Below are 25,159 nucleotides of genomic sequence, written 5' to 3'. Positions count from 1 at the left end.
TCCTCTACAATTTCCTTATCCATTCCAATGAAAAACAACCGGTACCGGAGAAGGACAGACGGCAAAGATAGCCTTCTCCGTTTTTGCATTGATAATCAAAATAATTCCCCCCGCAAAAAGTGCTCAGCAGCGCCATGATGGTTCCGCCATGCACCATGGCGGCAGCGGAGGCTGAAATGCTTTCTGCCTTTCCAAGTTCCCTTACCGCTTGTTCCAGTCCCCGGCGGCACCTTGCAAGGAAGTCCCGCCTGCTCTCCCCGCCGGGAAAAGGCAGTTCCCCGCCGCTGTCTATCCACGCCTGATATTCCGCGTTTCCGCTCAGCTCCCGGTAATTTTTGCCTTCAAAGCGCCCGAAATCCATTTCCCGCCATTCTTCCATCACAACCGGGTTCGTACAGCCGTAAAGAAGCTCCGCGGTCTGGATACACCGTTTCATCGGGCTGGAAAAAATGACGTCGGCCTGCGGGTATTTCCCGGATTGCCTGTTTTGCAGCAGATTTTCCTTTCCCGTATCGGATAAGTCCTCTTCGGTTCGGCCAAGGTACCGGCCCAGCGCGTTGGACGGGGTCTCCCCGTGGCGGATCAGCGCCAGGGTTATTTGATTTTCTGTCCGATTCCGCATACAATCCGTTCCACCTTATCCGCTTTTTCCGCCAGCCCGCAGAGGATTCTCCCCAGACGCTCCCGGTATTCCCTTTCCCCGGCGTCCGCGGGGACGATTCCGTTCCCGACTTCGTCGCTGATCACAATCACTCTGGGGTTCCGCGCCAGGATTTCCCGAATCCGGTCCTCCGGGTCTTTGCCCTCCTCTAAAAGGGTTTTGACCAGAATATGAAAATGGTTGATGACCGCGGCCTTTGTTTCGGCGCAGTCCGTCGCAGCCGCCGCGGCGTCATATACCCTTTCGGGCGGGATGCCCGTCTTTTTCAGCACGTAAGTCAGTTTTCCCTGTGCGTATCCTCCAATATAAAGCTCCATGCCCTTCCCTCTTTTCGGTATTGATTCATAAATTCTAAACCAGCCCCGCGATACAGCAGACCGCCGCGGCCGCCGCGTTGACCCCCTCGCAGACCGTCACAAAATAGCCGCAGGTGTCCCCGGTGATGCCCCCGAGTTCCCGAAAGCAGCGGTGACGCCAGTAAAAGAAGGTCAGCAGCGCTCCCGCCGCAACGGCGATCCCCGTCCACAGGGACAGCCACAGCATTGCCGCCAAACAGAGCAGAAGCTGGAGGTACAGGGAAACTTTCACCGCTTTTTCATGAGCCTTGCTGGAAAACAGGTATAAAAGCCCTTCGTTTTTTGCGTTCGGAAAGGTCACCACTCCGATTCCGCTCAGGGTTCGGGAAAGAAAAAATCCAGCGCCCGCCACCGCCAGAGCCCTTGGCTGATCGATTTCGGAATACGCCCCGAAATAAAGCAGGGTATAAACAGCCAGCTGTATCACGGAAAACGCGCCGATGTGGGAATCCTTGAGGATTTCCAACTTTTTTTCGCGGCTTTGATAGGAATGGAACGCGTCCATCGTATCCATAAAGCCGTCCACATGAAACCCGCCGGATATCAGAATCGGGATCGCCGTCCCGACAGCCGCGTACAGCACCGTACCCAGCCCCAGAGAGTGGCAGATCGTCCCCCACAAAACCGTGAGAACACCGATCACGGCCCCGACCCAAGGAAAAAAGCAGAGGACATATTTCATATCCCGGTCCTCCCACTTTAGCTGCGGGACCGGGATCTTGGAATAAATGGAAAAGGAAATCATCAGTGATCTTAAAACAGGCATCTTTTTTCTCCCATCCTACACCAGTTTCCCTTTTATCGAAACCGGAATCCCAACCACCACTTCCGTCACCGTGTCCGCCCGGGCGGCAAGAAACGCATTGACCCTGCCGAGCGCTTCCATATAAGCCCGCGTTGTTTCTTCATAGGAAATGCCGTCCTCAAAGACGTTGTTGGTGACGATCATTAGGTGCTCCATATGCTCCGCGAGGAAACAAAGCTCCGCGCAGAGCCGGTCCGCGACCTCTTGCTCCCGCCGGACTTCTTTTGAATCAAACATTTCATTGGCCGCAAGATTGGACAGGCATTCGAGCAGCACCGTTCCTTTTCCCCGGTTCATACGGGGTACGGCCTGAAGGATGCCGGCCGGCTGCTCAATGGTCAGGAATCCTTTTCCCGCCCGCAGGCCGCGGTGCCTGTCCACCCTTTTTCTGCCCTCGCCGTCGGAAACCTTCATAGTCGCCAGATAATACAGCGGCCCTTTTCCGGCAAGCGAAACCGCCGCTTTTTCCGCGTACGCGGATTTGCCGCTGCCGCTGCCGCCCGTAATCAGTACAATCATTTTCTCCCCCTGCCGTCATGCCGTATATTTCTCAGTTTGCAGACAAATTGCACCGCAATTTTACGGTTGCGCGACTTTGCCGTCAGTCTGATGACTACTCATACCGGACATACTGCTCCGTGCTGATATCATGAAAAGTGGTCTGGTCCTCATATACGGCAAGCGCGACGTCCAAAAGGGCAAACATCATCACCGCGCCCGTTCCTTCCCCCAGAGCCAGCCCGGCGTCTATGACCGGATGGACCCCGAGCTCCTCAAAAATCCTCTTTGCCGCGGGTTCCCTGCTGATGTGGGACGGGATGATATACTCCCTTACCCCGGGAACAAGGCGTTCCGCCGTCAGCGCCGCCACCGCGCTGATGACTCCGTCGACGACGACGGGGATATGACGGAGAGCCCCCCCGATAAAAACGCCGGCGAGCCCGGCGATGTCGTATCCCCCGACGCTTGCCAGAATCCGCAGTGCTTCGTCTTTTTTTAACCGGTATTTTTCCAGCGCCCGCCTGACCACTTCCTGTTTATGCTTTAGCTTTTCCCTGCTCAGGCCCGCGCCCTTTCCCGTGACCTCTTCAGCGCGGCACTGCAGCAGCGCCGCGGCCATCGCGCTGCTGGTCGTGGTATTGCCGATTCCCATTTCGCCGGTCGCCAGAATCCGGTACCCCTGCCCGACGCATTTTGCCGCGATCTCCATTCCCGCCGCGACCGCCCGGAGGGCCTCCTCTTCCGACATGGCCGGTTCCTTCAGAAAATTTTTCGTTCCGCGGGCAACTTTGCGCTGGATCAGCCCCGGGATTTCTTTTTCGCAGTTGATTCCCACGTCCACCGGGAGCACGTCCGCCCCTACCCTTTTCGCCATCTTACAGACGGAGGTGGTTCCTAAAACCATGCTGGAAGCGACGGCGGCCGTCACCTCCTGCCCGCACTGGCTCACCTGCTCTTCTATGATGCCGTTGTCCGCGCACAGGACGACCACGGCTTTTTTGGAAAGGTCGATCTGTACGGTTCCGGTGATCGCCCCGATCTGCGCAAGGATCGCTTCAAACTGACCCAGCCCGTCCAGCGGCTTTGCAATCCCGTCCCAGATTTGCTTTACCTTCTGCCGGATTCTTTCGTCCGGCCGGTCGATTTTCAATTCAGCCAATGCTTCTTTTGTCATAAGTTCCCTCCGTTTAAAATCCGGTAAATCCCGTCCAGGTCAAGATGCCTTCTCAGGGTATCCGCAAGCTTGTCGTACTGGGATTCCTTAAAGGCCCCGTAGTCCATCGTCAGGCCGCTTTCCATGGAGAGGCCCTTCCTGCGGGCAAGCGCCCTTACGACAACGGACGCGATTTCCCCTTCGTCAAAGATTCCGTGCACATAGGTTCCGTAAATATCCTCGCCGGAGCTTCCGTCCTTCTTTTCCCCGCCGTCCAGCACATTGGTCAGGGAACACAGCGGCGGGCAGTCCGGTTCCGCGCTGCTGACGCCCATATGGATTTCGTATCCCTTTATTTCTCTGCCCGACAGCCCGGAGAAAATCCCGGGTACTTGTTCAAAGGCCCCCTCCACACGGGTACGAACCTTTCGGGTCTCCAGCTCGGTGTTCACGGGGAGCAGCTCCATCCCTCGGACCGCGCCGCCCTCTTCCACTTCGTAAGGGTCCGAAACAGTGCGGCCAAGCATCTGATAGCCGCCGCAGACGCCAAAGATCACGCTTTCGCCCGCTCTCTTTTTGACCGCCGCTTCCAGCCCGTTCTGCCGCATCCATTTCAAGTCGCCCATCGTATTCTTACTGCCCGGCAGAATAATCATATCCGGACGGTGCAGCTGCGCGGCGGAACCCACATAGCGGACGGAAACGCCCTCGATCTGCTCAAAGACGGAAAAGTCGGTAAAATTGGAGATCCGGGGAAAACGGATGATGGCAATGTCGATCTGCGCCTCTTCTTTTTGATCGAACCGGCCGGTCAGGCTGTCCTCATCCTCCACGGAAATGTCCATATAGGGAATTACCCCGACGACCGGCACGCCGCTTTTTTCCTCCAGCATACGGATTCCCGGATCGAGGATCGAAGGGTCGCCCCGGAATTTATTGATGATCAGGCCCTTTACCCTTGCCTTTTCGTGATCTTCCAGAAGCATCAGGGTGCCGAGCAGCTGGGCAAAGACGCCGCCCCGGTCGATATCCCCGGCCAGAAGCACCGGGGCGTCCAGTATTTCCGCCAGCCCCATGTTGACGATATCATTTTCTTTCAGGTTGATTTCCGCCGGACTGCCCGCGCCCTCTACAAGAATGATATCCGCCCGCTTTTCCAGCTCGTGAAACGCCCTTCTGATATCCGGAAGCAGCTCTCTTTTATAGGCGAAGTACTCTTTCGCGCTCATATTGCCGACGACTTCCCCGTTGACGATCACCTGGGAGCCGATGTCGTTGGTGGGCTTTAACAGAATGGGGTTCATCAGAACGGACGGCCTGATTCCCGCCGCTTCCGCCTGCATGACCTGCGCCCTGCCCATTTCCAGCCCTTCCTCCGTAATATAGGAGTTCAGCGCCATATTCTGGGATTTAAAGGGAGCGACGCGGTACCCGTCCTGCTTCAGGATTCTGCACAGGCCGGCCGTAAGCAGGCTTTTCCCCGCGTTCGACATGGTCCCCTGAATCATCAATACCTTCGCCACAATCAAAATACCTCCATTGCCACAAGGGCATGGAGGTATCAAAAGGCATGGTCAGACCTGCCTTATCCATTCCAAACCAGTTACTCGTGGCTGTAGTTGCTGCGTTTAAGGCAGGTCTCCTGGCTGAAAGATCATCGTTTACGGCCGCCTTCCCAATTCCTGATCAGTGGCTTTTTGCCGCAGCTCCCTTATCACAGTGACGAGTTCGTACAGGATTTGCACCTGTTTCCCTTTTCATCGGAACCAAGCTTTCGCTTTTCCGACACCTTAAACCTATTTCATTTTTTATAGACTTTATTATAATATAATTCCGATCGTTTTACCAGTGTTTTTTACGAATTCCCCGGGTCGACATCACGGAAACATCCGGGGGGTTATTCCTGCGCGCCTGTTTCAGCCCGGCCGACCGCTTCTTTCATATCCCGCACATAATCCGCGACAAAGGGGAGGGCTTCCCTGCCGTGCTGCCCGATCAGCTTCACAATGGCGGAGCCGACAATGACGCCGTCGGCTGTTTTCGCCATCCGCGCCGCCTGCTCCGGCGTTGAGATTCCGAAGCCGACCGCCGCCGGGACGCCGCCGGATTCATGGACCAGCCTTACCATGGAACCCACATCCGAGGTAATCTCGCTTCTCATGCCCGTGACCCCGAGAGAGGACACGCAGTAAACAAAGCCGGAAGCTTCTTTTGCGATCTTTTTGATGCGGTCGTTCGAGGTCGGGGCAACGAGGGAAATAAAATCAAGGCCGTGCTTTTGGCACACCGGGGCAAATTCCTCCTTTTCCTCAAAGGGCACGTCCGGAAGGATCACCCCATCCATGCCGATTTCGGCGGCGGTTTTCAAAAAGCGCTCGGTTCCGTAGGAAAACACCACATTGGCATAGGTCATGAAAATCATGGGAACGCCGACGGTTTGCCTGACCCTGCGCACCATGTCGAAGATTTTGTCCGTCGTTGCGCCCGCGGTAAGCGCGCGCAGGTTCGCCTCCTGAATAACGGGGCCTTCCGCCGTAGGGTCGGAGAAGGGAATTCCCAGTTCGATAAGGTCCGCGCCGGCATCGGCGATTCCTTTGACGAGCTGTTCGGTGGTTTCAAGATCGGGGTCTCCGCAGGTCAGAAAGGCGATGAAAGCCTTCCCCTGTTCAAACGCTTTTTTGATACGGCTCATTCAAAAATCTCCTCCCCTCTGTACCGCGCGATGGCCGCGCAGTCTTTGTCGCCCCGCCCCGAAAGGTTGATCACGACGATTTTGTCCCGGCCCATTTGGGGCGCCAGCTTTTTGGCGTAAGCCACGGCGTGGGCGCTTTCAATAGCGGGGATGATGCCCTCCGTACGGGAAAGGTACTCAAAGGCGTCCACGGCCTCGTCATCGGTGACGGCCACATACTCCGCCCGCCCGATATCGTGAAGCCAGGCGTGCTCCGGACCGACGCCCGGGTAGTCGAGCCCGGCGGAAATGGAGTAGACCGGCGCGATCTGGCCGTATTCGTCCTGACAGAAATAGGATTTCATCCCGTGAAAAATCCCCAGCTTTCCGGTCGTCATGGTCGCCGCCGTTTCCAAGGTATCGACGCCCCTTCCGGCCGCCTCGCATCCGATCAGACGCACCGACGGGTCTTCAATGAAATGATAAAAAGCGCCGATGGCGTTGGAACCGCCGCCCACGCAGGCAAGCACCGCGTCGGGAAGGCGGCCTTCCTTTTCCATGAGCTGTTCCCTGATCTCCCTGGAGATCACCGACTGAAAATCCCTCACGATGGTGGGAAACGGGTGCGGCCCCATCACCGACCCGAGGACATAATGGGTGTCGGCAATCCGGCTCGTCCATTCCCGCATGGTTTCGGATACCGCGTCCTTCAGGGTGCCCGTGCCGGAGGTGACCGGATGGACCCGCGCCCCCAAAAGCCGCATCTTGTAGACGTTCAGCGCCTGCCTTTCGGTGTCCTCCTTCCCCATGAAAATTTCGCATTCCATGTCCATCAGCGCCGCCGCCGTCGCGGTCGCCACGCCGTGCTGGCCGGCCCCGGTTTCGGCGATCACGCGGGTCTTGCCCATTTTCCTGGCCAGAAGCACCTGACCGAGCACGTTGTTGATTTTGTGCGCGCCGGTGTGATTCAGGTCCTCCCGTTTCAGGTAAATCCTGGCCCCGCCCAGTTCCCTTGTCATTTTTTCGGCGAAATAAAGGCGCGACGGCCTTCCCGCGTAATTGTTCAGAAGATCGGCAAGCTCCTCCTGAAACTGCGGGTCGCATTTGTAGTGACGATAGGCTTCTTCCAATTCCATTACGGCGTTCATCAGCGTCTCCGGTATATACTGGCCGCCATGAATGCCAAATCTGCCTTTTGACATAGGTACCTCCTTGAAAGAAGGGTGCAATCCCTTCTGTTTTCAGTATTCTTCCATCGACCTTATTGCGTCCACCGCCGCCGCGATTTTATCGCGGTCTTTCAGGCCGTCTTTTTCCACGCCCGAGCTCACATCGACCGCGTAAGGGTGAAACCGGGACACCGCTTCGGGGATGTTCCGGGGCGTCAGGCCCCCCGCCAGGATAAACGGGCGGGAAAGGCTTCTGATCAGCGACCAGTCGAAGCATTTCCCGGTCCCGTAACCGTTGTCCAGAAGCACCCTGTCGGCACAGCTCCGTTCGGCGGACAGAAGGTCCTTTGCCGAACGGATTTTGAACGCTTTCCAGATTTCGGCCCGCGGAAGTGTTTGCCTGAGCCTTTCGATAAAGAAGTCGTCCTCGCCTCCGTGCAGCTGGACAATTCCGATGGTTCTTTCACGGTAAAGCGCCGCGATCCGCTCCAAAGGAGCGTCCACAAACACCCCGACGGTCCTGATTTCCGGGCGAATCGCCTCTCTCAGCTTCCGCGCCTCTTGGGGCGTTACGTTCCGGCGGCTTTTCTCATAGAACACAAAGCCCGCGAAGTCCGGCTGGGCGCTGTTGACAAATTCGGCGTCGCAGGGCCTGAAAAGGCCGCATATCTTGATCTTTGTCCTGTTCATCCCGCCGCCCCCCGAAAGGCCGAGAGAAGGGCCTTCTTATCCTCCGCCCGCATCAGGGCCTCGCCGACCAGAACGGCGTCGGCCCCGATTTCTTTGAGGGCCGCCACATCGCCGGGCGAGCTTACGCCCGATTCCGCGATAAACAGGGCGGAGGAAGGGACCTGATTTCTCAGCTTCGCCGCGTTTGAAAAATCCACGGTAAAATCCTTCAGATTGCGGTTGTTGACCCCGATCAGGCGGGCGCCCGCCGACACCGCGGACTTTACTTCCTCTTCGTCGTGGGTCTCCACCAAAGCCGATATCCCCATCCCGTCACAGACGGCAAGATACCGCGCCAGCGTTCGGGTATCGAGCAGGGAGCAGATCAGAAGCACCGCGTCGGCGCCCATGCACCTTGCCTCATAGAGCTGATATTCGTCGACGGTAAAGTCCTTTCGGAGCATCGGAAGGGAAATGCCGTCTCGAATCTCACGGAATATCTGACCGGAGCCTAAGAACCACTTCGGCTCGGTAAGGCAGGAAACGCAGTCCGCGCCCGCCCTTTCGTATTCCTGCGCGATTTCAAGATAAGGAAAATTCCGGGAAAGAACTCCTTTGGAGGGGGACGCCTTCTTGATCTCGCAGATAAAAGACAGCTTTGGACCCTTCAAAGCGCTTTCAAACCGGAAGCCGCCCCTCGGAAGGCGGAGAGCCCGTTCCTTGATTTCTTCCGTACCGATTTTTTCTTTGGCCCCTTGCACCCGCTGTTTCGCGTAGGCCGCAAGCTCGTCTAAAATCAACTCACCTTCGCCTCCCTGTTGGATTCCCGGATGAATTCGTCCAGCTTTTTCTTCGCTTTCTTGCTGTCGATCAGCTCGGCGGCCAGCCGGGCGCCCTCCTGCAGCGTTTCCGCCTTTCCGGCAAGGTACAGCCCGGCCCCGGCGTTCAAAAGGACCGCCTCCCGCTTCGCGCCCTTTGCTCCATTTAAAATATCGAGGGTAATGCGCGCGTTTTCTTCCGGCGTTCCCCCCGTCAGGTCCGCTTTTAAGCAGGATTTGAAGCCGAAGTCTTCCGGCGTGATCGTGTATTTTCTGAACCGGCCGTCCTGAAATTCACAGATATCCGTGGGAGAGGACATGGAGATTTCATCCAGCTTATCCCGCCCGTAAACCACCATGCCCCGCCTGACCCCGAGATTCGAGAGCACCCGGGCGAGCGGCTCGACCAGCGCCCCGGAATAAACGCCCAGCAGCTGCAGGTTGGCCGAGGCCGGATTGGTCAGCGGGCCGAGAATATTGAAAATGGTGCGCACGCCCATCTCTTTCCGGACCGGGCCGACGTATTTCATGGACGCGTGATAGCTCTGTGCGAAGAAAAAGCAGATTCCGATCGTATCGAGCAGCTGTGCGCATTTTTCCGGGGTAAGGCTAATTTTCACGCCCAAAGCCTCCAGACAGTCGGCGGCTCCGCTTTGGGAGGAGGCCGCGCGGTTGCCGTGTTTGGCCACCTTCACCCCCGAGGAGGCGACGACGATGGAGGCGGTGGTCGATATATTGAAGGAGTTTGCGCCGTCCCCTCCCGTCCCGACGATTTCCAAAAGGTCGGAAGCGCAAACGACGGGCGTGGCGTGGGCGCGCATTCCGGCGGCGCAGGCGGTAATTTCCTCGATGGTCTCCCCCTTTGCGGACAGGGACGCGAGAAAAGCCGCCGTCTGTACCTGGGACGTATTTCCCCCCATGATTTCATCCATCACGGCAATGGCTTCGTCATAGGTCAGATTTTCTCTTTCAATCAGTTTTGCGGTTGCTTCCTTAATCATTGGTCAGACTCCTTTCACAAGCAAAGAAAATTTTGGATGATTTGAACGCCGTCCGGCGTCAGAATGGACTCGGGGTGAAACTGTACGCCGAATACGGGATATTCCCGGTGCATGACCCCCATCACCTCGCCGTCGTCCGTTTCAGCCGTAATCCGCAGGCACTCCGGAAGAGTGTCACGGACCGCCGCGAGGGAGTGGTACCGCGCCGCCTGAATCCGATCGGGAAGCCCCCTGAAAACAGGACAGCCGCCGTCAAGGGTCACCTCGGACGCCTTGCCGTGCATCAGCCGCTTTGCGTGGGAAACGGCCGCTCCGAACGCCTCGCAGATGGCCTGATGGCCGAGGCATACGCCCAAAAGCGGAATTTCTTTCCCGAGCTCCGCGGCGGCGGCGGTGCAGATGCCCGCGTCTTTGGGATAGCCGGGTCCCGGCGACAAAATCATATGGGAGGGACATAAATCCCTTACTTCTTCAATGGTCATTTCGTCGTTCCGGATCACCCGGATCTCCGGATTGACCGTCCCGACAAGCTGATAAAGGTTATAGGTAAAGCTGTCGTAGTTATCGATCAGCAGGATCATCCGTCATCCCTCCCTGTGCGATTTCCAGCGCCTTTACGACGGCTCCGGCTTTATTGATGCATTCCTGATACTCGTTTTCCGGCACGCTGTCGGCCACAATCCCCGCGCCCGAGCGGACAAACACCCTGCCGTTTTTCTGAAAGGCGAGCCGGATCGCGATGCAGGTGTCCAGGTTCCCGGAAAAATCGATATAGCCGATGGCTCCGCCGTAAATGCCCCGCTTGTTGTTTTCAAGCTCATGGATGATCTGACAGGCGCGGATTTTGGGAGCCCCGGAAAGGGTCCCGGCCGGGAGCACGGCCTCCACCGCGTCCACGGCGTCCCGGTCGGGCCGGATTTTTCCGGACACGGCGGACCCGATATGCATCACGTGCGAGAAGCGTTCAATACTCTTATATTTTTCCACCCGCACGCTGCCGAAGCTGCTGATTTTCCCAATGTCGTTGCGCCCCAGATCGACCAGCATATTGTGCTCGGCGCATTCCTTCTCGTCGGCCAGAAGCTCCTCTTCCAGCCGTTTGTTTTCCTCCTCCGTTGCGCCGCGCGGCCGGGTCCCGGCCAGAGGAAAGGTTTTCAGCACACCGTTTTCCAGCTTCACAAGGGTTTCGGGAGAAGCCCCGGCAATCTCGATATCGTCGCTCGAAAAATAAAACATATAGGGGGAGGGATTGATGGTCCGCAAAACGCGGTAGGTATTCAGAAGGCTTCCTTCAAAATCCGCGTCCAGCCGGTTGGACAGTACGACCTGAAACAGTTCCCCCTCACGGATATAGTCCTTCGCCTTTTCAACCATTGCGCAGTATTCCTCCCGGCTGAACAGCTCCCGGACCGGCGACGTCATCCTGCCCGGGATTTCGTTTCGGCAGGCGCCGTGAAGAATGAGCTCCCTTAAATTTTTAAGCTCCATCCCGGCCCGCTCGTATTCCCTGTCCATATCGTCACACCGGGCATTGACGATCAAAATGATCTTCTGCCGGAAATTATCGAAGGCGATCACTTTGTCGAAAAGCATAAGGTCGACGTCCCTGAAGCCTTCCTCGTCCTTTGCGTCCAGCCAGAGGGAGGGCTCCGCATATTTGATGTAATCGTAAGAAAAGTAGCCGACCAGCCCGCCGGTGAAGGGCGGAAGATTTTCAAAGCGCGGGCTTTTGTTGTCCGTAAGCACCTGCCGGATCATTTCTTTGGGGTGTTTTACATCCATCGTCACGGAGGAACCGGCCCGGATGACGAGCTTTCCGCCGGTGCAGGAAAGCTCCATGACCGGGTCAAACCCCAGGAACGTATACCTGCCCCATTTCCGGCTCTTCTCCACCGACTCGAGCAGATAGCAGTGACTGCTGACATTCTTGAGCTTTCGCAGAACCTCGATCGGGGTGATAACGTCGCTGTAAATTTCACAGCTGACGGGGAGAATTTTGTATTCTCCCGTTTTTGCGATTGTTTTTGCCTGTGTAAGGCTGGGTACCGCCATTTTCTGATCACGCCTTTCTTCTTGAAATCGGAAATTCTGATCAGAGACGACAAAAAAGCCCGTCCCTGACAATTTTTGTCAAGGACGAGCTTAAAACTCGCGGTGCCACCCTGATTCACGGTATCACAAACCGTGCGCTTAGCGGGATACCAACATATCCCCGGCAACTGACGTATGCCAACACGTCGCAGAATACTCGGCTTCCGCCTTTGACTGCGCCCTCTGCGGTCCATTTGATAATCTGTTTTCTGCCCGATTCTCAGCATCGCGGGCTCTCTGTAAGAGCATGACTACCGTTATCTCCGCATCAACGGTTTTTCATTTAATTTTATTGAGAGTACCACAAATTCTGGTTCCTGTCAACCCCTTTTTACAGGAAATCGGATGCCGGAAGCAATTTCATGATTCCGCGTGCTTTCCCGGCGCCAGGTTTTCGTTGTCGGCGTCAATGACCACCGCGTCGCCCGCGGAAAGGCCCTTCTCAATGATACAGCCGTCGCTGGTCTCCACCCCCTTGGTCACCTTCTGCACCGCCAGAACCCCGTTTTTCACAATCCAGACACAGTCGCCCTCATCTTTTTCAAACATGGCTGTTTTTGGCACGACCAAAGCGTTCTGCCGGGTGTACACGGTAAACCGGACGTCGATATCGTAGCCGATTTCCAGCGCGTTTTCCTTCGGCTGGATCAAAGCCCGGATCTTGCGCTCTTCCACGCCGAGGGAGGACGTCTTGACCTGCGCTTCCCCCTCTATTTCCAGTACCTGCCCTTTGATCGTTTTCTCTCCCATGCGTTTATCCAGCAGCAAATCCACCTGATCGCCCACCTTTACCCCGTCGATTTCCCTGACCGGAATAAAAGTCTCCACCACTTCTCCGAAGGAGATTTTGGCGACGGGCACCTGCTGCTCCGCGATGTTCTTGTTCAGGACTGGCAGGTCGGTGATGACGCCGCCTACCGGCGCGTAGATGGTCGCCCTGCCCTTTTTTTCCGTCATCTGCGCGATGCTCAGCTTTGCCGCTTCGATCTGCGACTGATAATACTGCTGCATGCCGGAGGAATATCCTTTTTCCAGCAGCGCCGACGTGGATTCGATCTGGGTTTCCAGCGCGCTCTCCTGCGCCTGATACAGTTCCTCGGAAGGCTTCCCGCCCCGGAGCTGCTCCAAAACAAGCTGGCTCTGGTACAGGACGCTCCTGGCCTGATTATATGCCTCTTTTGCCGTACGGATCGTCTCGTCATCGAGATCCCGGACGTCCCTGTAATATTCGTGAGCCAGATCGGCGTTGCGCTGATTCATGTCCACAACGTTTGCCTGTATCTGAATCTGCTTTTCAATGGAGTGAGTGGTATCCCCGCTTTTGGCCATTTCCGCCCGCAGGGCGGCCAGCTGGCCCTTCAGCGTTTCCACCGTTACGGCGGCGTTGTCATGCTCCTTCTGCTCCTGAAGCCCCAGGTTCGCGATCTGCGCATTGTAGCCGCCGATGCTGCTCCGAAGCTGTTTAATCTGATAGGGATAGTCGGGGTCGTACACCTCGGCGATCACGTCGCCTTTTTTCACCGTCTGGCCTTTTTTCACATGTACGCCGAGGATTTCCCCGGACACCAGAGGATACAGGTCGTATTGATTGTCGTAAGCATAATCTCCCTGCTCGGTAAAAGTCAGCGTCGCCGTTTCCGGGCGGAGCGCCTCCGTTTCCACCTTCAGCGGAGCCGTTTTATACAGGTAGGCGCCCGCGCCCGCAGCAAGGACGACAAGCAGCAGAAGCACCAGTTTTACAATTTTTTTCAAAAGGCTCACTCCCTTTCCTTGAGAATTTCGACCATGTCGAATTTGGATATTCTCCTTCTTGCGAGACGGTTGGACAGCGCCACCGTCGCCGCGCAGAGGACCGCCGCCGAAAGATAGCTTCCCAGCGGGGTGTTGAGGGGCATGGTAAACAGATCGCTGTCAATCGTAGCCGCCATGGCCTGCTTGATCATGCGCGTAAGCAGGATGCCCAGGGGCAGCGCGCCAAGCGACAGCACCCAGTATTCAAAGCTGACCACTTTCCCTATTTCCTTCGGATGCATCCCGAGGACCCGCATGGTGGCGTATTCCCTCTTCCGCTCGGAAAGGGAGATCGAAGCCGTGTTGGTAATAATGGCGAAAGCGATGATCATCCCGATCCCCTGCATCATTTCCATCAGTGAGGAATAAGTACGGAACATATCCATATAGCTTGCCTTGGCCTCCTCTTGATCGGTCATGGCGGCCACGTTTTTCGCGTCCGTCAGCTCCGCCTTGATCGCCTGCGGGTCCTTTGCGGACAGCAGGATGCTGTTGACCGTCGGCGGAATGTCCAGCGCGTTCCAGATGCCTTTCAGGCTGACGAACGCGGAGGAACCGGAGTTCGTGTGGACCACGCCCATTACCGGAAGCGGAATGTCCCTGTCGCCGGTATAAGGCGTGCGCACGGTAAGAATGTCCCCCCGCTTCGCCTGAAGCTTTTTGGCCAGCGTGCTGCTGAGCAGAATTCCCTCCTTCGGCGGGCTGTGATTCTGTTTGCTGTCGATGTCATAAATCCGGTAAAGCCCGGCGTCATCGGGAAGCGCTGTCAGCGAAACGGCTTCCTGCAGATGCTCCCGGTGGAGCTCAGCCGGAAGCTCCAGAATCGCTTCGGCGCTGTCGACCCCTTTCAGGGCGTCCGCCGTCTCCATGGCATCGGCCGCGCCGGCGGGAGTTTTGAGGGTGATTTTCAGGTCGTAGACCTCCACCTTCGTGAACTGGTCCAGCATCATTGTTTTGAACATGTCGCCGTAAGAGGCCATAAACGCGGTGATGGCAAACGCAAAGGCCATGCCGATCAGCACGAACGTGCTGCGGAATTTATTGCGGGTGATATTGCGCGATGCCATGAACCCGTAGGAGGTAAGAAGCTTCCGGATCAGCGGGAGCCGCGCGAAAAGATCGCTTTTCACCACCGGGGGCGACGGCGGCCGCATGGCTTCCCCGGGCTCCAGCCTGAGCACGCCCCTGACCCCCATAAACGCGCCGAAAAGCCCTGACAGGACGGCGATCAGCAGTCCCATCAGGATGTAAAACGGGTCTGGCGGGACCTGAATGGCGGGCAAACTGAAATAATCCAGATACAGCTCCGTCATTCCCCCGGTCATCACAAGCCCCAGCAGCACGCCTGCAGCGCCGCCGACGGCCCCGGTAACCACGCCGTAGGACAGGTAGTGCAGGACGATAGTCCAGTTGGAAAACCCAAAGGCTTTCAGGGTCCCGATCTGCATCCGCTCCTGCTCGATCATGCGCTTGAGCATGATGTACAGGATCAGGACGGCCATCACGATGAAAACCGTCGGGATGCTGGTGCTCATATTTCCAAGCTGGTCGATTTCCTGCTGCAGCATCGCGTGGCTGGGCTGGTCCTTCCTCGCGGCCAGAGATCGCAGGCCGTACGGCTCCAGCGCTTCGCGCAGCGGAGCCTCCACCTGCCGGAAGGTCGCCCCCTTCTCCAGAAGGAAGGACAGGCGGTTGGCGATCCCCCTGCCGCTGCCCAGCGTTTCCAGATCGGCTGCCGGGACAAAGGCGAACCCAAACGCACTGTCGTCGGGAAGGAGCTGGCCCGTGTCCGGGATGACGTAAACGTATTCCGGGCTTTGGGCGATGCCCGTAATCTGACGCTCGATTTCCTGACCGTTCACGATCAGGCGGACGGTATCCCCGACCGCGAGCTTGTTTGCGGCGGCAAAGGTCTGCCCGATCAGAAGGCCCCCGCTTTCCGGAACCGTTCCCTTTTCCAAAACAAAATTGTTCAGCCGTTCGGGAGCTTCGGGGTCAAAGGAATTCAGCCTGAGCGTGACGATTTTGGTGTCGCTCAGCCCCACCACCCTGGCGTCCAGCGTAATGGAGGAGTCCATGCGGGAAATCCCTTTGATATCGGACAGGTTCTTTACGGCACCGGCAGGGATGGCATCCACCGAGGCGAACCCGTCCGCAAACCGCTGCGACGCATAAAACTGTTTCTGTGCGGAGGAAAGATTGACATAAAGCAGCTGATAGGAAACATAAACCATAATCCCCATCGCCAGAAGCACGATACAGGCAAGATAGGATTTTCGGCCGCGCCACACGCCCCGGACGGCCTGCTTCCAAAGTGTCACCATGCCACCTCCTCGGGCGCAATCGGGTTGGAATTGCTCCGGTCGCCGGCGATCCGGCCGTCCTTTACAGTCAGGACCCGGTCGGCGACTTCGGCGATTCCGGCGTTGTGCGTAATGATGACCACCGTCTTGCGGTAGCTTTCGTTGAAATCCTTCAGCAGGTGAAGCACCTGAATTCCGGTGGATACGTCCAGCGCGCCGGTCGGCTCATCGCAAAGCAAAATATCGGGATTTTTGGCGATCGCGCGGGCAATCGCCACGCGCTGCTGCTGCCCGCCGGAAAGCTGCGACGGAAAATGCCCGCCGCGCTCCGCCATATCGATCTGGGCGAGCAGCTTGCGCGGGTCGATCGGATGCGCCGCCATTTCCGAAGCCAGGGTGATATTTTCCAGCGCGGTAAGATTCTGCATGAGATTATAGAACTGGAATACGAACCCAACGGCGTTCCGGCGGTAATTCGTAAGCTTTTTCTGGTTATAGCCGCTGATGTCCTGCCCGCGGTAAAGCACCTGCCCCGCCGTGGGGACGTCGATTCCACCCACAATGTTTAAAATCGTACTTTTCCCGGAACCGGAAGGCCCGAGAATGACGACAAACTCCCCTTCGCCCACGGTGAAATCCACACCCTGCAGCGCATGTACCGTCACTTCGCCCATATGGTATTCCTTTGTCAGGCCCTTGACCTGTAAAATTGTGTCCAAGCTCAGGATTCCCCCTCCAAATCAAAGCGTCTGCTCACATTGATTTCCCCTTACCGGTATAAATGCCGTTCTTCAGGATATATTCCATATCGTCAAGAATCTGATCGACAAGTTCCTCCTGGATCGTTTCGGCGTTCGTCGTTTTCAAGTCATAAGAGAGATACAGTCCCAGGCTGACCAGAATAAAATTGAGCAGGCGCGGATTTACCTTCCCCGAAATCTCGCCCTGCCCGATCTCATGTTCAATAAAGGGAACAAAAAACGAACTGGTCATGTCGGGATAGAGTTTCATGATTTTCTGATACACCGGTTCTCCCTCAAGTTGTACGAAATCCGCCCCGATGCGCAGCAGCTCGGGGTTCTCCATAAAGTCCCGAAACATCTGATGGGAAACCACCCTCAGAAATCCGGTGAGGGATAAATCCTCCAGCCGCCCTTTTTCCCTCTCATAGATCGCAAGCTTCTTCCCGGCGATGATGGTGACGATATAAAGATAAAGATCGTCCTTATCCTCGAAATACTGGTAGAAGCTGCCTTTCGCAATCCCGGCCTCCTGCACCATTCTGGAGATATTGGCGCCTTTATAGCCCTGCTCCGCAAACTCCTTTACGGCGACGTTCAGAATCCACTTGCGTTTCTCCGCAGGAAGATTGAAGAAAGTCTGTTTCGGCATCAAACCCCTCCCTTTTTATTTCTTAGCCGTGGTGACTGTTCAGTCACATGACTGACAAGTCACTTTTCCCCATCATTATATGACTTTCCCATTCTCTTTTCAAGAGGGAAAATAAAAAAACGAACCGGTTACGGAAAATCCGCCCTGGAAGAGGCGGGTCCGTATAAGGTCCGTTTATCGTACTGTAAGCAGAAGCAGAATCTGTCAGGCCTCATGGAATGTATGGAAATCCGGCGCTGTTTTTCGGGGATCGACCGGCAGATAAAGCACGCGGCCCGTTTGATCCGCCCAGTTTTCCGGCAGAACGCGGGGCCTGCCGACAGAGTCATAGACGATGCCCGCACCCTGAACGGCAGCCGGGCTGTAGCAGTTGCGCCCGTCGATCACAACCGGCCTTTTCATGTGCTGTGCATATCCGGCGGGGTCAAAGTTCCGGATCTGCTCCCACTCCGTCAGGATCAGGCAGAGATGAGCATCCTGAATCGCTTCCCCGATCGTGCCGCAGCAGGTGATCTGATGAGGATACAGCCTTTTGATGCGTTCATACCCAGAAGGGTCCCACACGCGGACGTCCGCCCCCTCCTGCAGCAAAACGGCAATATTCTGCAGGGACGGCGCGTCTCTCAGGTCGTCCGTATCCGGCTTGAAGGTGAGCCCCAAAACGGCGACTGACAATCCTTCCAGGTTCTGATAATACCGGCGGGCCTTTTTGATCAGCCGGATCTTCTGGTTCTCGTTCACTTCGATTGCGGCCTTGATCGTCTTGATCTCATAATCGTAGTATTTGGCCAGCCAGTGGAGCGCCTTGGTATCCTTTGGGAAACAGGACCCTCCGTAGCCGATGCCCGCGCGCAGAAAATTCTTTCCGATGCGGCTGTCCGCCCCCATCCCGCGCGCGACCGTTTCCACATCCGCCCCCACGATTTCACACAGATTGGCGATTTCGTTGATATAGGAGATTTTCAGGGCCAGAAAGTCATTGGACGCATACTTGATCATTTCGGCCGTCTGCCGGTCGGTTACGATGACCTGTCCCTGATAACCGGCGTAAATGCTCCTGAGGATTTCCCCGCAATGCGCGCTTTCCACGCCGATGACGACCCGTGGACCAAACAGAAAATCGCGGACGGCGGTGCCCTGCGATAAAAATTCCGGGTTGGAGGCGACTTCGATCGTAACGCCCTTTCCGGCCTCCGAAAAAAACAGCCGCTCCAATTTGCGGTTGGTACCGATCGGCACGGTGGATTTGACAACGCAGACGCAGTCCCCGCGCGCGGAGGCGGCGATCTGTTTGGCGACCGCAAAAACCTGCTTCAAATTTGCAAATCCGTCCTCGCGTTCGGGCGTTCCGACACAGATAAAGGCGGCCTGCGCGCCGCGGCACGCTTCGCCGCAGTCGTCCGTGTAAGCCAGCTTTTCGGCACAGCTTTGCATCAATTCCTCCACCCCTTTTTCAAAAATAGGGGAACGTCCCGCCCTCAGGATGGAAAGCTTTTCCGTATCCGTCTCGACGCAGGTCACCTCATGCCCCCAATGCGCCAGGCAAACGGCCGTGACCAGCCCCACATAGCCCGTTCCTATCACCGCTATTTTCATGCTGTCTCCTTCTCCCTGTACGGCTCGGCGTACAGGGCGTATAAAATCAATCTTTTTCCATATATCGATCAGGATTTATGGATATCGGCCTGCCGTCGGGCGGGAAGAGAAAGCGTCGCCGATCCGTAGTGCAGCATCAGGGAATCGAATATGGAATCCCAGCTTCTGCTTTTTGCCGTCTGAAGGGCCTTCTGGCGGATCCGGCTGCGCAGCTGGGGGTCCAGCAGGTCGAGGATGGCCCGCGAAAGGCTGTCGGAATCCCCATACCGGCATACGAGCGCATTTTCATCGTGAACCGTATAGTCCGTCACCCCTCCGGAGTCCGTGCAGATGGGCGCAAGCCCGCTGGCCATGGCTTCCAGCAATACGTTTCCGAAGGTTTCGGTTCCGGATGGAAACACAAACGCGTCCGCGCTGGCATAGACCTGCGCCAGCTCCGCACCCCGCTTCTCGCCGGTAAAAACGACGTTCGGCAGTTTTAAGGATGCGATCTCCCTTAAAAAGGGACCGTCTCCGGTAATCCAGAACTGCACCCGGTCACCGTGGGTTTCATTGACGGCGCGGATGCTTTGCATCAGGACGTCGAGGCCCTTTTCCACCGAAACCCGGCCGACGTACAAAAATACGGTTTTGTCCCGGGCCCCAAGCCGCTCTCTCAGCTCCGGCGAAAAATGGGAGGGACCGAAACGGTCCAGGTCGATTCCGCGCGACCAGATGCCCAGATTTTGAAACCCCCGCCGCTTCATGGATTCCAGCGTATCGCGGGAGGGGCACAGATTCACCAGCGCAAAGCTGTGGAACCATTTCATATAATGCCACAGAGCCTGACTGAAATAGGTCAGGTGGTAAAAATGAAGATATTTGTCAAAATTGGTATGGTAAGACATCACGACCGGAATCCCCAGCGCCTCTGCCGCGCGCAGCCCGACCAGACCCATACTCAGCTCGGTTACGATATGTACCACATCCGGGGCGAATTCCGCAAGAAGGCCGGTTATCTTTTCCAGCGGCGCAAACGCGATCCGGCACTCCGGATAGATGATCGGGCAAAAGCCTTTGAACCTCGTCACAGGCAGACCCGCGCACTCGTCGGAATCGAAGCCGTAATCGGGAGCAAAAAAGACGTGCTCGATATTTCTGGCCTTCAGATACCGGCTCAAATAGGACAATGTGTTGGAAACCCCGTTGACCTGCGGGTAAAAAGTATCCGTAAAAAATGCAATCCGCAACTTTTCCGCCCCTTTCCCGGCTATACCGCTTTCAGATTGTCAAAATGGCAGGGATCGGCCTGCCCTTCTTCCGCCGCCGCACATCCGTAAGTAAGGACGATCAGATCGATGCAGGCCATCATGGCGTACAGCAGATCGTTCCCAAAGGACAGATGCGACACAAGGTACCCGGAATGCAGCGTCTCAAACTGCCGGTAGATGCCGTCCGCACTCTCCGCAGGCACCGCCTGCGCCGTAAAGCGGAGGAAGGAAAGCTGTTCCAGATTTTCCGTAAAATAGCGGTGAAGCCTGTTTTCATAGGCAATATGCTCCGACAGGCCCCCCGGGAAGCAGTCGCTGTGCGCGTAACAAAAAAAATCCGCATAGAAATGACAGAGGATTCCCAAAAGGCGGGAAGAGCGTTTGTCATTACATACAGAAGAGTGGCGCGACAGAAGAAGCCGGAGGATATGCCGCACGTGCACGGCATTGTTTTTCAGGTAATGCGGCCGAATCAGGAAGGACGGACAGTAATCCGGCAGAACATTGCCCAGAATAAAGCTCTTCCGTTCCAGATGAATCCTGTAATGTGTTTCTACATATTGGGACAGAAATTTGCCCATCAGAATGTGCGAAGACGTGTTCATACCATTCACCCTCTCGATTACAGTATATTAGCGCTAAGGTATCGGTAGCGTTAGAAAAAGGTAAAATTCCTGTGAAATAGAGACCTGACATCTTGCGGACCGGAACTTTTTCCCAATTTCCAAGCCCTTGCGAGCCGCCGCCTGAACGGCGATGGAAACGGCTGGTAAAAACACAGCGCAAAAAGGCGGGCACCCGAAAATGGTGCCCGCCTTTTTGACCAGTGATCCGCGTGAGGGAATCCCTAATGGATGAGCAGATAACCCGCTTTAGTGATCGCCTGCCGGATTTCCGACAAATGGCCGCTGTCCTTTGTCTCCATTCTGATGCTCAAAGTACAGGCGTCCACGCTGATATCCTCCCGGCTCCGGTCGTGATGGATGCTGACCACGTTTGCGCCCAGGTCGGCAATAATGGCGGTCACCTCCTTGATCTGTCCGGGTCTGTCCGCCGTTTTCAGGACCAGCTCGCCCAAGCGTCCCGCTTTCTGAAGCCCGCGGTTGATGACTTTGGAAAGGATGGTAACATCGATATTTCCTCCCGAAAGCAGGCAAACCGCCTTTTTCCCTTTGATATCAATCTTGTTGAACATAGCCGCCGCAATGGAAACCGCGCCGGCTCCTTCGGCAATCAGTTTATACCGCTCAATCAGCGCAAGAATGGCCATTGCCGTTTCGTCATCCGTTACCGTCACAATTTTGTCCACATATTTGCGGCAGAACTCATAAGTCAGGTCTCCCGGACATTTGACAGCAATCCCGTCCGCGAAGGTGGAGACGCCGGCGAGCGGCTCCACCTTCCTGTTCTCAACGGATTTCAGCATTCCGGGCGCGCCGCTGGCCTGCACCCCGTATACCTTGCAGTCCGGTTTTAATGTTTTAACGGCAAAAGCGATCCCGGAGATCAGTCCGCCGCCGCCCACCGGAACAATCACCGCGTCGGTATCGGGCAGCTCATTTAATATTTCCAGCCCGATGGTTCCCTGTCCCGCGATGACATCCGGGTCGTTAAACGGATGGATCAGGACTGCCCCGCTCTCTTTTTGCAGTTCGCACGCTTTCTGAAAGGCGTCGTCGTACACGCCTTTTACAAGGCACACCTGCGCGCCGTAGCTTTTGGTCGCTTCGATCTTTGAAATCGGCGCCCCCTCCGGAATGCAGATCAGGGACGGAATTCCTCTTTTTGCCGCGGCAAAGGCCACGCCCTGCGCGTGATTCCCCGCGGAGCAGGCAATGACGCCTTTTGCCTGCTCTGCTGAGGACAGCCGTGAAATTTTATAATACGCGCCGCGGACTTTAAAGGAGCCCGTTCTCTGCAGGTTTTCCGGCTTCAGGTAAACTTCGCTTTCCGGATTGATGTGCGGCGCGTATATTAATTCCGTTCTGTGGGCGACGTCCTTCAGAACAGTCTCGGCGTGATAAATTTTATCCATTGTGAACATACATTTTCTCTTTTCGTTTGCTCATTTCCGGGCCGGCATGTGCGGCGGAGCGCTATAAAATTTATTCGGTAAAGGCAAATTTCTGCCAGGGCTTTATGCAGTCGATTAAAAACAGCTCTTCCTCGTCTATCCGCCCGACGACATTGGTACTTCCGGAGTTTTTCATATCTCTGAGGGCAATCTGCAATTCCCCGGTATAGTTTTTATAGAGCATATTATCGATGGTGATGTCGCCCCGCCGGATGTCCCTTGTGTTATGGGGCTTGAACCCGCTTCCGTCCTTTGCCCTGCTTTTGCTTGACCGGATCATATATTCCGATATGTCGCCCCTGTTAAAATGAGGCTTGTTAAAAATGATATCCCTTTCAAGGTCGGAGATCCCGTCCGCAGGCCGAATTTTCAAAGTCAGCTGATAGGGGTCGACCCGGCCAACGGCTTCCAGCTCTTCGTCGGACGCAAAGGCATTGGCTATGATGACGTCGTCGATCAAATCGGTGGAAAACAGATGCTTTGCCTGCGCCTGGATGGGAAAGCTTCTGTGTTCCTCCAGCGTGCACAGGCCCTCGTTTACAGGCCACGGGCCAAAGCTTGCGCTCTGTGAGGAAACAAACGCCGCAGTGCGGATACGGAAGCTCTTAAACTGCTCGTTGCAGTTCATAAAATGCCGGTATCCAAGCCCGGAATACCTGTGAGGATAGAAATTATGGCAGCCTAAAAGATTATCGGCGTTCGGTTGATAGCTGAAGATATTGTCGATATATTTCGTCCCCGCGCTCATATTCAGTTCAATTTTCAATCCAAAATCATTATAGGACATCACCGATTCCTCATAACCCGTAAATCCGTTGTCCAGGCGGATTCCATAAAGCCCCATGTCTTTAAAAATCCGCAGATCGTTATAATCCACTTCAAGGTACTGAAAAACGGAGGGGTTGATGTCCGCAATGACCTTCATTCCGTACTGATTTGCGCGGGCAATTGTTTTTTTGAACTCGTCAATGATTTTTTCCTTATCCCCTTCTACGGAGAGCAGGCAGGTGAATACCCTTTTAAATCCATACCGGTTCGCCTTGTCAATATAAGCTAAATTTTCTTCCAGCCTTGCGTGGGCCGGATAGACCGAAAATCCGATCGTTCTCATGATGATTCTCCTTTACAGCAGGGCTTGCGGCACCGTTCCCTTATCCGGCAGCCGAATCGTCGCCCTTGCTCTCATATAATTTTTCCTGCTCACAGTATTCCTTGTCCTGCGCTTTGATAAACGGCAGATAAATGAGGAATGAGACCGCTACTTCAACAATCTGAAGGATTGCCCCCCTGATTCCGGAAATAAGGAATCCCCCGATGATCGGCGGGGTAGTCCATGGAATGACCACGCCGTTGGGATACGGAACCAGCCCGACCGCCATGGTAAAGTAGGTCAATACCGCCAATATCAGCGGAGTGCAGATAAAAGGAATCACCATAATGGGGTTGAGGACCACGGGAAGCCCGAATATGATCGGTTCGTTGATGTTGAAAAGTCCCGGAAGAATCGCAAGCCTGCCGATTTTTTTGCATTGCTGGGATTTGCAGACCAGCAAAAGGGCAAGGCACAGTCCCAGGGTGGCCCCGCCGCCGCCCAGCCACAGATAAATGGAATTGAACTGCTGGGTAATAATGTGGGGCAAAGCCTCCCCTTTTCCAAACGCCGCGAGGTTATCCGCCGACAGGGCCAGCCAGATCGGGGTCATGATCGATTGCACGACGTCCGCGCCGGCGATGCCGAACATCCAGAACAGCCCGATAAAAAAGTTTGCAATTAATACGGCGCCGAGGCTGTCGCCCAGGGAAACCAGCGGAAGCTGTAAAATCGTATAGATAAAGTTATGGATGGTGCCGAAGGATGTATATGCGAAAATCAGCCGGATGATTCCAAAGGCATAAATGGTAATCGCGCCGGGAATCAGCGCTGAAAAGGCTCTTGAAACAGTCGGGGGAACCCCTTCCGGCATTTTAATGACCCATCCCTTGCCCGTTATGTACCGCATAAGCTCCGTGGCGAGTATCGCCGAAAGCATGCCCACGAACAGACCCTTCGAGCCAATCCACTCCATCGGAATCACGCTGCCGACCTCATAGGCGGTCTGTGACCCCTCGGGCGTAAAGCTAACTACGAACGGAGTCAGCACAAAGAAAGAGACAAGCGAGATAACCGCGCAGCTGAGGCCGTCCTGCTGATAGTGCTTTGCCAGGCTGTTGGAAATACCGACGATCACAAAGATCGTCATAATCGCCATGGACGCATGATAGGGAACCAGGAAAAAGTCCCCCCACTGCTTGCCGAAAATTCCGGCCATAAAATCCCCGTATCCCGTGATCGGAAATTCCTCGATCAGCAGGGACATCGCCCCGATGATCAGCAGGGGCATTGCCAGCATAAATCCGTCACGAATCGCGATCAGGTAGCGGTTGTTGGCAATCTTATCCGCTACCGGCATGATCTTTTCTTCCAGAACATTTTCTTTTTTACTCATTTCAATACACCTCCGTTTGAATTCTCACACATTTTAAGGGCTTTTTGCAGCACCTTTTCGCCGTCCATCATTCCGTAGTCCATGCTGTTGACCACGTCGACCGGTATCCCTTTTTCGCTGCATAATTTTTTAGCCCTGGCCAGCGCAAACCGGATTTGCGGGCCCAGCAGAACGACGTCCGCGCCGTCCAGATGCTTTGCCATTTCCGCTTCGGGGAAAGCGTCTATCACCACATCTTCCCCTTTTTCCTGTGCCGCTTTCTGCATCTTTGTGACCAGCAGGCTGGTAGACATTCCGGCGGAACAAAATAAAAGAATGCGCTTCATTCGGATCCCTCCTCCTCTGTTATTATATTTAAGTATCAAACCGCCG

General features: G+C 55.7%; 24 protein-coding genes and 1 riboswitch. All 24 genes read right to left on the bottom strand.

From position 1 onward, the window contains the following. Positions 1-4: 4 nt before the first annotated feature. The 24 genes from VXK30_RS02635 to VXK30_RS02520 all read right to left on the bottom strand — a co-directional run bounded on the left by VXK30_RS02635 (position 5) and on the right by VXK30_RS02520 (position 25,113). Entirely contained in the window at positions 5-622 is a 618-nt protein-coding gene (locus tag VXK30_RS02635) for a histidine phosphatase family protein (RefSeq protein WP_275716944.1), read from the bottom strand. After that, a complete protein-coding gene (locus tag VXK30_RS02630; RefSeq protein WP_275716946.1) occupies positions 595-978 on the bottom strand; it encodes a bifunctional adenosylcobinamide kinase/adenosylcobinamide-phosphate guanylyltransferase in 384 nt (127 codons plus the stop codon). Before VXK30_RS02630 ends, VXK30_RS02635 begins: the two co-directional genes overlap by 28 nt. 34 nt (positions 979-1,012) lie before the next feature. Further along, positions 1,013-1,783, bottom strand: a complete 771-nt coding sequence (locus tag VXK30_RS02625; RefSeq protein WP_275716948.1) for an adenosylcobinamide-GDP ribazoletransferase — start codon at positions 1,781-1,783, stop codon at positions 1,013-1,015. 15 nt (positions 1,784-1,798) lie between these two features. Next, positions 1,799-2,341, bottom strand: coding sequence for a bifunctional adenosylcobinamide kinase/adenosylcobinamide-phosphate guanylyltransferase (locus VXK30_RS02620; protein WP_275716950.1), 543 nt, complete (start codon positions 2,339-2,341; stop codon positions 1,799-1,801). 94 nt (positions 2,342-2,435) lie between these two features. Beyond that, entirely contained in the window at positions 2,436-3,497 is a 1,062-nt protein-coding gene (gene cobT / locus VXK30_RS02615; protein WP_275716952.1) for a nicotinate-nucleotide--dimethylbenzimidazole phosphoribosyltransferase, read from the bottom strand. Further along, a complete protein-coding gene (locus VXK30_RS02610) occupies positions 3,494-4,999 on the bottom strand; it encodes a cobyric acid synthase (protein ID WP_275716954.1) in 1,506 nt (501 codons plus the stop codon). Before VXK30_RS02610 ends, cobT begins: the two co-directional genes overlap by 4 nt. Positions 5,000-5,091: 92 nt before the next feature. Then, a riboswitch (cobalamin riboswitch) is annotated at positions 5,092-5,284 on the bottom strand. A gap of 89 nt (positions 5,285-5,373) precedes the next feature. Beyond that, positions 5,374-6,168, bottom strand: a complete 795-nt coding sequence (trpA, locus tag VXK30_RS02605) for a tryptophan synthase subunit alpha (RefSeq protein ID WP_275716956.1) — start codon at positions 6,166-6,168, stop codon at positions 5,374-5,376. Beyond that, positions 6,165-7,349, bottom strand: coding sequence for a tryptophan synthase subunit beta (gene trpB / locus VXK30_RS02600; RefSeq protein ID WP_275716958.1), 1,185 nt, complete (start codon positions 7,347-7,349; stop codon positions 6,165-6,167). The genes trpA and trpB overlap by 4 nt, the downstream gene beginning before the upstream one ends. Before the next feature lie 39 nt (positions 7,350-7,388). Further along, positions 7,389-8,006 carry a phosphoribosylanthranilate isomerase gene (locus tag VXK30_RS02595; RefSeq protein WP_275716959.1) on the bottom strand — a complete coding sequence of 206 codons (618 nt, stop codon included), beginning with the start codon at positions 8,004-8,006 and terminating at the stop codon, positions 7,389-7,391. Further along, the gene (gene trpC / locus VXK30_RS02590) at positions 8,003-8,785 is read right to left on the bottom strand and encodes an indole-3-glycerol phosphate synthase TrpC (protein ID WP_275716961.1); all 783 of its coding nucleotides are present in this window, start codon (positions 8,783-8,785) and stop codon (positions 8,003-8,005) included. The genes VXK30_RS02595 and trpC overlap by 4 nt, the downstream gene beginning before the upstream one ends. Continuing rightward, a complete protein-coding gene (gene trpD / locus VXK30_RS02585) occupies positions 8,782-9,804 on the bottom strand; it encodes an anthranilate phosphoribosyltransferase (RefSeq protein WP_275716963.1) in 1,023 nt (340 codons plus the stop codon). Before trpD ends, trpC begins: the two co-directional genes overlap by 4 nt. A gap of 14 nt (positions 9,805-9,818) precedes the next feature. Further along, positions 9,819-10,385 (bottom strand): anthranilate synthase component II, encoded by a 567-nt coding sequence (locus VXK30_RS02580; protein ID WP_275716965.1) that lies wholly within the window; start codon positions 10,383-10,385, stop codon positions 9,819-9,821. Continuing rightward, entirely contained in the window at positions 10,366-11,856 is a 1,491-nt protein-coding gene (gene trpE, locus VXK30_RS02575) for an anthranilate synthase component I (protein ID WP_275716967.1), read from the bottom strand. The genes VXK30_RS02580 and trpE overlap by 20 nt, the downstream gene beginning before the upstream one ends. Before the next feature lie 399 nt (positions 11,857-12,255). Next, positions 12,256-13,647, bottom strand: a complete 1,392-nt coding sequence (locus VXK30_RS02570; RefSeq protein ID WP_275716969.1) for an efflux RND transporter periplasmic adaptor subunit — start codon at positions 13,645-13,647, stop codon at positions 12,256-12,258. A gap of 5 nt (positions 13,648-13,652) precedes the next feature. Continuing rightward, complete coding sequence (locus VXK30_RS02565) at positions 13,653-16,010, bottom strand: ABC transporter permease (protein ID WP_275716971.1); 2,358 nt, start codon at positions 16,008-16,010, stop codon at positions 13,653-13,655. Continuing rightward, positions 16,004-16,708 carry an ABC transporter ATP-binding protein gene (locus VXK30_RS02560; RefSeq protein ID WP_275716973.1) on the bottom strand — a complete coding sequence of 235 codons (705 nt, stop codon included), beginning with the start codon at positions 16,706-16,708 and terminating at the stop codon, positions 16,004-16,006. The genes VXK30_RS02565 and VXK30_RS02560 overlap by 7 nt, the downstream gene beginning before the upstream one ends. 34 nt (positions 16,709-16,742) lie before the next feature. Further along, positions 16,743-17,381, bottom strand: a complete 639-nt coding sequence (locus VXK30_RS02555) for a TetR/AcrR family transcriptional regulator (protein ID WP_275716975.1) — start codon at positions 17,379-17,381, stop codon at positions 16,743-16,745. Between the two features lie 204 nt (positions 17,382-17,585). Beyond that, on the bottom strand, positions 17,586-18,977 hold the full coding sequence (locus VXK30_RS02550) for a UDP-glucose dehydrogenase family protein (protein ID WP_275716977.1): 1,392 nt from the start codon (positions 18,975-18,977) through the stop codon (positions 17,586-17,588). Between the two features lie 68 nt (positions 18,978-19,045). Continuing rightward, complete coding sequence (locus tag VXK30_RS02545) at positions 19,046-20,206, bottom strand: glycosyltransferase family 4 protein (RefSeq protein WP_275716979.1); 1,161 nt, start codon at positions 20,204-20,206, stop codon at positions 19,046-19,048. A gap of 20 nt (positions 20,207-20,226) precedes the next feature. Next, positions 20,227-20,832, bottom strand: a complete 606-nt coding sequence (locus VXK30_RS02540; protein ID WP_275716981.1) for a zinc dependent phospholipase C family protein — start codon at positions 20,830-20,832, stop codon at positions 20,227-20,229. Between the two features lie 242 nt (positions 20,833-21,074). After that, positions 21,075-22,271 (bottom strand): threonine ammonia-lyase, encoded by a 1,197-nt coding sequence (gene ilvA / locus VXK30_RS02535; protein ID WP_275716983.1) that lies wholly within the window; start codon positions 22,269-22,271, stop codon positions 21,075-21,077. A gap of 61 nt (positions 22,272-22,332) precedes the next feature. After that, a complete protein-coding gene (locus tag VXK30_RS02530; RefSeq protein ID WP_275716985.1) occupies positions 22,333-23,412 on the bottom strand; it encodes a DUF871 domain-containing protein in 1,080 nt (359 codons plus the stop codon). Positions 23,413-23,452: 40 nt separating this feature from the next. Continuing rightward, positions 23,453-24,787: a PTS cellobiose transporter subunit IIC gene (gene celB, locus VXK30_RS02525; protein WP_275716987.1), complete on the bottom strand. Its 1,335-nt coding sequence runs from the start codon at positions 24,785-24,787 to the stop codon at positions 23,453-23,455. After that, positions 24,784-25,113 (bottom strand): PTS sugar transporter subunit IIB, encoded by a 330-nt coding sequence (locus tag VXK30_RS02520; protein ID WP_275716989.1) that lies wholly within the window; start codon positions 25,111-25,113, stop codon positions 24,784-24,786. Before VXK30_RS02520 ends, celB begins: the two co-directional genes overlap by 4 nt. Positions 25,114-25,159: the final 46 nt, after the last annotated feature.

It is taken from the genome of Caproiciproducens sp. CPB-2, from assembly GCF_036287215.1.
GTDB lineage: Bacteria > Bacillota > Clostridia > Oscillospirales > Acutalibacteraceae > Caproiciproducens.
Note: the sequence above shows the minus strand (reverse complement) of the source record. Positions and strands in the feature narration are given on the sequence as shown.

Coding starts and splice junctions, on each gene's coding strand:
- VXK30_RS02635 (WP_275716944.1), bottom strand. CDS start 622: ATGCGGAATCGGACAGAAAATCAAATAACCCTGGCGCTGATCCGCCAC.
- VXK30_RS02630 (WP_275716946.1), bottom strand. CDS start 978: ATGGAGCTTTATATTGGAGGATACGCACAGGGAAAACTGACTTACGTG.
- VXK30_RS02625 (WP_275716948.1), bottom strand. CDS start 1,783: ATGCCTGTTTTAAGATCACTGATGATTTCCTTTTCCATTTATTCCAAG.
- VXK30_RS02620 (WP_275716950.1), bottom strand. CDS start 2,341: ATGATTGTACTGATTACGGGCGGCAGCGGCAGCGGCAAATCCGCGTAC.
- cobT (WP_275716952.1), bottom strand. CDS start 3,497: ATGACAAAAGAAGCATTGGCTGAATTGAAAATCGACCGGCCGGACGAA.
- trpA (WP_275716956.1), bottom strand. CDS start 6,168: ATGAGCCGTATCAAAAAAGCGTTTGAACAGGGGAAGGCTTTCATCGCC.
- trpB (WP_275716958.1), bottom strand. CDS start 7,349: ATGTCAAAAGGCAGATTTGGCATTCATGGCGGCCAGTATATACCGGAG.
- VXK30_RS02595 (WP_275716959.1), bottom strand. CDS start 8,006: ATGAACAGGACAAAGATCAAGATATGCGGCCTTTTCAGGCCCTGCGAC.
- trpD (WP_275716963.1), bottom strand. CDS start 9,804: ATGATTAAGGAAGCAACCGCAAAACTGATTGAAAGAGAAAATCTGACC.
- VXK30_RS02580 (WP_275716965.1), bottom strand. CDS start 10,385: ATGATCCTGCTGATCGATAACTACGACAGCTTTACCTATAACCTTTAT.
- trpE (WP_275716967.1), bottom strand. CDS start 11,856: ATGGCGGTACCCAGCCTTACACAGGCAAAAACAATCGCAAAAACGGGA.
- VXK30_RS02565 (WP_275716971.1), bottom strand. CDS start 16,010: ATGGTGACACTTTGGAAGCAGGCCGTCCGGGGCGTGTGGCGCGGCCGA.
- VXK30_RS02555 (WP_275716975.1), bottom strand. CDS start 17,381: ATGCCGAAACAGACTTTCTTCAATCTTCCTGCGGAGAAACGCAAGTGG.
- VXK30_RS02550 (WP_275716977.1), bottom strand. CDS start 18,977: ATGAAAATAGCGGTGATAGGAACGGGCTATGTGGGGCTGGTCACGGCC.
- VXK30_RS02540 (WP_275716981.1), bottom strand. CDS start 20,832: ATGAACACGTCTTCGCACATTCTGATGGGCAAATTTCTGTCCCAATAT.
- ilvA (WP_275716983.1), bottom strand. CDS start 22,271: ATGTTCACAATGGATAAAATTTATCACGCCGAGACTGTTCTGAAGGAC.
- VXK30_RS02530 (WP_275716985.1), bottom strand. CDS start 23,412: ATGAGAACGATCGGATTTTCGGTCTATCCGGCCCACGCAAGGCTGGAA.
- celB (WP_275716987.1), bottom strand. CDS start 24,787: ATGAGTAAAAAAGAAAATGTTCTGGAAGAAAAGATCATGCCGGTAGCG.
- VXK30_RS02520 (WP_275716989.1), bottom strand. CDS start 25,113: ATGAAGCGCATTCTTTTATTTTGTTCCGCCGGAATGTCTACCAGCCTG.